Genomic DNA, 6,337 nt, shown 5'->3' on the forward strand with positions numbered 1-6,337 from the left:
ACGGGGCATCGCCCCGTTTCATTAGTCATCGCTTTCCGTGTAGTCTTCTACAGCGTCAGCCTGCGGTTTACCGCCAGACAACGTGTGGAATTTCTTCGGACGACGAGTGCGGACAATGTATTTGTTCCACACTTTTTCTGCATCCGTTACCGGTTCGCGCGTACCACGGCAAACCTCCAGGAACAGTTTTTCTTCGTCGGTAACGGGCTCACGTTTTCCCAGATCCAGCTCGTTAAAAGCAAAGCCGTAACGTTCTAGCATTTGCGCTTCTTTAATGGTGAAATCGCCATGCCGGGAGAACCCGCGAGGGTAATGTTTATTATCAAAAAAACGACTTGTCGTGGTGAAGCTTTCCGCCATCTGACACGCTCCTAATTCTCTCATGGTCGTGCTGTTATGGCGCGGAGTATTAGTTAGGCTTGACATTGTGTAAAACAAAACATTTAAATCTTAACGACAAAAAATATTGGAGATAGTTTTGGACACGGAATTACTGAAAACCTTTTTGGAGGTCAGTAGAACTCGCCACTTTGGTCGGGCGGCGGAATCCCTTTACCTGACTCAATCCGCTGTCAGCTTTCGTATCCGGCAACTGGAAACCCAACTTGGCGCCAATTTATTCACACGGCATCGCAATAACATCCGCTTAACGCCCGCAGGAGAACGTCTGCTGCCTTATGCAGAGAATCTTATGTCAACGTGGCAAATGGCGAAAAAAGAGGTTGTACGCTCGTTACAGCACACAGAATTGTCGATTGGTGCGACGGCGTCGCTCTGGGAAGCCTATCTGACCCCGTGGCTGCAGTCTCTTTACACCCAGCGTGGCACGCTTAGGCTTGAGGCGCGCATTGCACTGCGTCAGTCGCTGGTCAAACAATTGCATGAAAGACAACTGGATTTGCTGATCACCACCGAGCCACCAAAGATGGACGAGCTCTCAAGTCAGTTACTAGGTAATTTCTCGTTACGACTATTCTCATCGCAGAAAACGGTCAGAAGCGAACAATCACCGTATGTGAAGCTGGAATGGGGCGCTGATTTTCCTCAGCAGGAAAAACTGCAAAACAGCGATCAGGAACCGGTGTTAACCACAACCTCTGCACATCTGACGCGTCAGTTGCTGGAAAATACCGGCGGTTGTGCGTTCCTGCCTGCGCACTGGGCCAAAGAATATCCGCAACTGGCCGCACATGAAGATGTTCCGCCGGTGATCCGCCCGCTTTACGCCGTCTGGCTGCAAACCAGCGACCAGCAAGTGTTGATCCGTCAGTTACTCAAAACACCGCTGATCACTAATTTCTGATACCGTCCTGTTTCAGGACGGTTCTGGTCGCGGATGGCGCGCTCTTCTGGCTGTCCAGAAGCTGCCCATCCCTTTTTGCAATCCGATGAAGATAAACAACAAAACGCCCATCACGATTTTGGTCCACCACGAACTAAGCGTACCATCGAAAGTGATGTAGGTTTGGATCAGCCCCTGAATAAGCACACCAAACAAGCTGCCTAAAACCGTGCCTACGCCGCCACTCAGTAACGTCCCGCCAATCACAACAGAGGCGATAGCATCCAGTTCTACACCACTCGCCGCGAGTGCATAACCCGCAGAAGTGTAGAGCGAGAAAATGATGCCCGATAAGACCGCCAGCGTACTGGACAGCATGTAGATATAAATCGTGGTACGCCTTACCGGCACCCCCATCAGCGCAGCCGACACATTGCTGCCGCCAACGGCATAGACGTTGTTACCGAATCGCGTACGGTGAGCCAGAATAATCCCGCCAAGCACCACCAGCAGCATAACCAGAGCCAGCAATGTGAAACGACCACCACCGGGCATTTTCCAGGCATAATTGGCGAGGAATTCATAAACCGGATGGTTAATCGGCAACGATTCTTCCGAAACAATAAAACTCATACCGCGCACAAAAAACATGCCCGCCAGCGTGATGATGAAAGCAGGCAGTTTCAACGTATCAATGATCCATCCCATCAGCGCACCAAACGTGGTGCCCATCAACAGCACGATGACAAAGGCATAGCCAGGCGCGATGCCATAAGCACCGATGAGTTTCGCCAGCAAAACACCGGTGAAAGCGATAACAGAACCCACTGACAGATCGATGCCGCCGGATAAGATGACAAATGTCATCCCGACGGCCACGATGCCGAGAAACGCGTTATCCGTCAGCAAATCAAAAAACACGCGTGTGGATGCAAAACCGGGGAACTGAGTGAAGCAATAGGCGTATCCGGCCAGGAAAACCACGATCGTAATCAGCAGGGGCAGATTTCTTTTGAGCATTATCCTTTCCTCCGGAACAGATTACTGAAAGAGACGCGGGGAGACTGAACTACCAGTACAGCGAGCACCACCAGAGCTTTCAGCACCAGGTTGAATTCCGGTTTGAAGCCGGAGAGCAGAATGCCGGTATTCATTCCCTGAATGATCAGTGCACCGACAACCGAAAGAAGCAGGTTAAAACGTCCACCCAGTAACGAGCCGCCGCCGATGACGACGGCAAGAATGGCATCAAGTTCCAGCCATAGTCCGGCATTATTGGCGTCCGCTCCGCGAATATCAGCCGTTATGATAACGCCCGCAACGGCCGCGCAAATCCCACAAATGACGTAAGTGGAGATCAGCACTAAACGGGCATTTACGCCGGCGTTATAAGCAGAACGGATATTGATGCCGACTGATTCGATGAACAGGCCAAGCGCTGTTTTCCGCGTCAGCGCCCAGACAAGAACCAGCATGGCGACGGCAATGATCACCGGCATTGGCAGATAGAACAAAGAACCACTGCCAAACTGCGATAGACCATTGTGTTCAAACGTGACGATTTGCCCTTCCGTAATCAGCTGTGCGATGCCACGTCCGGCGACCATCAGCATCAGCGTGGCAACAATCGGCTGAATTTGCAGAACAGCGACCAAAAAGCCATTCCACAAACCGCATATTGCCCCCACCCCGACCGAGGCCAGCAGCACGATCATCAGCGGATATCCTTGCACCGTCATGGTCGCGGCTGTTGCACCGGCAATCGCCATGACCGCACCGACGGAAAGGTCGATGCCGCCGGTCGCAATAACCAGCGTCATCCCGAGAGCCAGCAAAGCGACAGGGGCACCACGGTTGAAAATATCCACCAGGCTGCCAAACAAGCGGCCATCCTGAATATGGATAGAGAAAAAGCCCGGGGCGACCAGGCTGTCTATGATTAATATTGCGACGAAAGCACCGATTTGCGTGGCGCCTTTTGGAAATACCCATCTTACTTTGCGCGGTTTTCCCGTCATTGGCAGGCTCCTGTTATTCATCACTATCTCCCCTCATTGCGCCGCAATGGCTTTCATAATGGCTGGCACGGAGATATCAGCCTGCTCAATTTCGGCAATATGACGACGGTCTCGTAAGACAACAATACGATCGGCATAACCCGCCAGTTCTTCCAGCTCAGAGGAAATGACCAGTAACGCCAGGCCTTCGTCACAAAGTTTTTCAATCAGACGGATGATTTCTGCATGGGCACCGACGTCAATCCCACGGGTAGGTTCATCGAGAATGAGGAAACGAGGATTGGTTGCAAGCCAGCGGGACAGCAATACTTTTTGCTGGTTACCACCGGAAAGATACTGAATTTCCTGCTCAGTGCCCGGTGTACGGATGCCGAGGAGTTTGATAAATTTTTCGGCGATCTGATGCTGCTCTTTCATGGGTAAAGGACGCAACCAGCCGCGCTGCGCCTGTAAGGCAAGGATGATATTTTCACGCACTGTAGCCGCGCCGATAATGCCATCGGTTTTACGATCTTCCGGGCAGTAACCAAACCCCAGTTTAGCCGCTTTTCTGGGTGTGCTGATGGCGACTTCTTTGCCATCGACACGTGCATTGCCGCTGTCATGCCCTTTAATGCCAAAAATCAGCTGAGCGGTTTCTGTCCGTCCTGATCCCAGTAACCCCGCCAGTCCGACGATTTCACCCCGACGTACTTTCAGGTCAAAATGCTCGACCACACCTCGACGCCCATAGTCTTTGAAATCCACTAACGGCTCACCCGTCACATTTCTATGTTCGGTGCGTTTGAGCAGGTTTTCATCAAAACTGTGTCCCAGCATCATCGGTACGAGATCGATACGCGGTAAATCCACCGTTCGTTCAGACCCCACACGCTTACCGTTTCGCAAAACGGTAATCCGGTCGCTGATCCGATAAACCTGATCGAGGAAATGGGTGACGAAAATCATCCCCACCCCTTTATCACGCAGTTGAACCAGAATATCGAGCAACATACTGACTTCTTTGGCATCAAGGCTGGCGGTGGGTTCATCAAGAATTAAAACCTGTGCAGACAGGTCAACAGCGCGGGCAATTGCCACGATTTGCTGAATCGCAATGGAGTAGGTTGAGAGTGGCTGGCTGACATCCAGATGCAGCCCATAGCCTTCCAGAAGGGCGTCGGCCTGTTGTTCCATCTTGCGCTGATTGACCAGACCGAAACGGGTTGGCTCGCGCCCGATGAACAAGTTGGCAGCAACAGAGATATTTGGCAGGAGATTTACTTCCTGATATACCGTACCAATCCCCAGCGACTGGGCATCAGCAGTACTGATTGGCTCGATCGGTTTTCCGTTAAGAAAGACCTGGCCAGCAGAACGTTTATAGACACCGGTGAGGGCCTTAATCATTGTGGACTTACCGGCGCCGTTCTCACCTAAAAGGGCAACAATTTCACCGCGTTCGAGGGTAAAGTCGACATTTTCCAGCGCTTTTACGCCGGGGAATTCAACTGATAAACCGCGTACTTCAAGCAGCGTTTCTGAACCAGGATTATCCGTCACGTCACTACTCCTGCTGCATTCGCTATAAGCGAAAAGGGAATAATTGTTACCGGCTTGCCCGTGAGACAAGCCGGTAAACCGGCTCAGTAACCCATGTTTTTCTTCATGTCATACTCTTTCTGAGCCATGTCCGGCAGGATCAACGCGGATTGAGTCTGAATGAATTTCTTCGGTTGCGTACCATCCTTTTTCATCGCAATCAGCGCATCAAATGCCGGGCCAGCCATGTTTGGTGTCAGCTCAACAGAAGCATTCGCTTCACCCGCCAGCATAGCTTTGTAGATATCAGGAACACCGTCGATAGAGACGATTTTGATCTGCGAACCCGGTTTCAGGCCAGCTTCTTTGATAGCCTGAATTGCACCGATCGCCATATCGTCGTTATGGGCGTAAACAGCACAAATGTTCTTACCGTTTTGCTCAGCCTTGATGAAGCTTTCCATTACTTCTTTGCCTTTACTGCGGGTGAAATCGCCGGACTGTGAGCGGATAATTTTGACGTTTGGTGCAGCTTTCAACGCATCTGCAAAACCTTGTTTACGATTTAACGCCACACTGGCACCGACCGTACCCTGCAATTCGACAACATTACATGGTTTGCCAGCAGCGTCCTTCACCAGCCAGTCACCCGCCACTTTGCCCTCATACACGCTGTCAGAAGCGACTGCAGCAGTGTAAAGAGACGGATCACTGACTTCGATCGTACGGTCTAACAGGAACACAGGGATCTTAGCTTCTTTAGCTTCGGTCAGAACCGGAGCCCAGCCAGTAGCAACAACAGGAGCGATGAAAATGGCATCAACACCCTGTGCGATGAATGAACGTATTGCTTTGATTTGGTTCTCTTGTTTTTGCTGAGCATCAGATATTTTCAGTGTAATACCACGTTTTTCCGCTTCTGATTTAGAGACTTTGGTTTCCGCAGAACGCCACCCAGACTCAGAGCCGATCTGCGAAAAACCAACAACCAGCGGAGCCGCCTGAACTGCGCCACAAAATGCTGTTGCTACTGCTGCTGCCACAAATAAGCGTTTGTACATGTTTCTTTCCTCGCGTGTAGTCTGAGCTACTTTTTGTTATGACTCGTAGGGTACGGCCAGGACGTTTACCCGACATACGCATTCAGCCGCTACGACAGTTTTGTCGGAAAAAGGATAAAAGAATGCTGTCAGGGTCTGATAGTCGTCATAAGACGATGATTAGGTTTAGTACATAGGGAAAATGGGAGCATGAGCGAGGTCACATACGGGGAGAACAATCAATTCGTGCATGTATTCAGCCAAAACATGACAAAAAACAACTGGCAAAAGCGAAGATTTTGAGCCCATTGGTGCAAATAATCTGACCTGCTCCCCGTTGATTAATACACCACGATGTTAGTAATGTCTTCATAAGCCACATGAGGACATCCCCATGAGGAAGCGTTTTTCCGACGAACAGATCATCAGTATCCTCCGCGAGGCTGAAGCCGGGGTTTCTGCCCGTGAGCTCTGCC

At 50.9% G+C, this 6,337-nt stretch carries 7 protein-coding genes; 2 read left to right on the forward strand and 5 right to left on the reverse strand.

All coding sequences use genetic code 11. The annotated features are described in order from the left end of the window. Positions 1–21 precede the first annotated feature (21 nt). On the reverse strand, positions 22–360 hold the full coding sequence (locus HGO41_RS18335; protein WP_013577551.1) for a MaoP family protein: 339 nt from the start codon (positions 358–360) through the stop codon (positions 22–24). A 118-nt stretch (positions 361–478) separates the two neighbouring features. Here HGO41_RS18335 and hdfR point away from each other — a divergent pair, with 118 nt between their 5' ends. Continuing rightward, positions 479–1,303 (forward strand): HTH-type transcriptional regulator HdfR, encoded by an 825-nt coding sequence (gene hdfR / locus HGO41_RS18340; RefSeq protein ID WP_013577552.1) that lies wholly within the window; start codon positions 479–481, stop codon positions 1,301–1,303. Positions 1,304–1,315: 12 nt separating this feature from the next. Here hdfR and yjfF read toward each other — a convergent pair whose 3' ends face one another. From yjfF to ytfQ, 4 genes are all read right to left on the reverse strand, one after another. Beyond that, positions 1,316–2,302, reverse strand: a complete 987-nt coding sequence (gene yjfF / locus HGO41_RS18345) for a galactofuranose ABC transporter, permease protein YjfF (RefSeq protein ID WP_013577553.1) — start codon at positions 2,300–2,302, stop codon at positions 1,316–1,318. Further along, the gene (gene ytfT, locus HGO41_RS18350; RefSeq protein WP_148232211.1) at positions 2,302–3,321 is read right to left on the reverse strand and encodes a galactofuranose ABC transporter, ATP-binding protein YtfT; all 1,020 of its coding nucleotides are present in this window, start codon (positions 3,319–3,321) and stop codon (positions 2,302–2,304) included. Before ytfT ends, yjfF begins: the two co-directional genes overlap by 1 nt. 12 nt (positions 3,322–3,333) lie before the next feature. After that, positions 3,334–4,815 (reverse strand): galactofuranose ABC transporter, ATP-binding protein YtfR, encoded by a 1,482-nt coding sequence (gene ytfR / locus HGO41_RS18355; protein WP_217217339.1) that lies wholly within the window; start codon positions 4,813–4,815, stop codon positions 3,334–3,336. Positions 4,816–4,925: 110 nt separating this feature from the next. After that, complete coding sequence (gene ytfQ, locus HGO41_RS18360; protein WP_013577556.1) at positions 4,926–5,882, reverse strand: galactofuranose ABC transporter, galactofuranose-binding protein YtfQ; 957 nt, start codon at positions 5,880–5,882, stop codon at positions 4,926–4,928. A gap of 373 nt (positions 5,883–6,255) precedes the next feature. Between ytfQ and HGO41_RS18365 the strand changes: the two genes are divergently transcribed. Beyond that, the coding region (locus HGO41_RS18365; protein ID WP_153376634.1) for a transposase at positions 6,256–6,337 on the forward strand (82 nt) is incomplete at its 3' end.

It is taken from the genome of Rahnella sp. CG8 (genome assembly GCF_023701875.1).
GTDB lineage: Bacteria > Pseudomonadota > Gammaproteobacteria > Enterobacterales > Enterobacteriaceae > Rahnella > Rahnella aceris.

What these genes read in the sequence shown, in the direction of transcription:
- HGO41_RS18335 (WP_013577551.1), bottom strand. Translation starts at nt 360, where the DNA reads ATGGCGGAAAGCTTCACCACGACAAGTCGTTTTTTTGATAATAAACAT.
- ytfT (WP_148232211.1), bottom strand. Translation starts at nt 3,321, where the DNA reads ATGAATAACAGGAGCCTGCCAATGACGGGAAAACCGCGCAAAGTAAGA.
- ytfQ (WP_013577556.1), bottom strand. Translation starts at nt 5,882, where the DNA reads ATGTACAAACGCTTATTTGTGGCAGCAGCAGTAGCAACAGCATTTTGT.
- yjfF (WP_013577553.1), bottom strand. Translation starts at nt 2,302, where the DNA reads ATGCTCAAAAGAAATCTGCCCCTGCTGATTACGATCGTGGTTTTCCTG.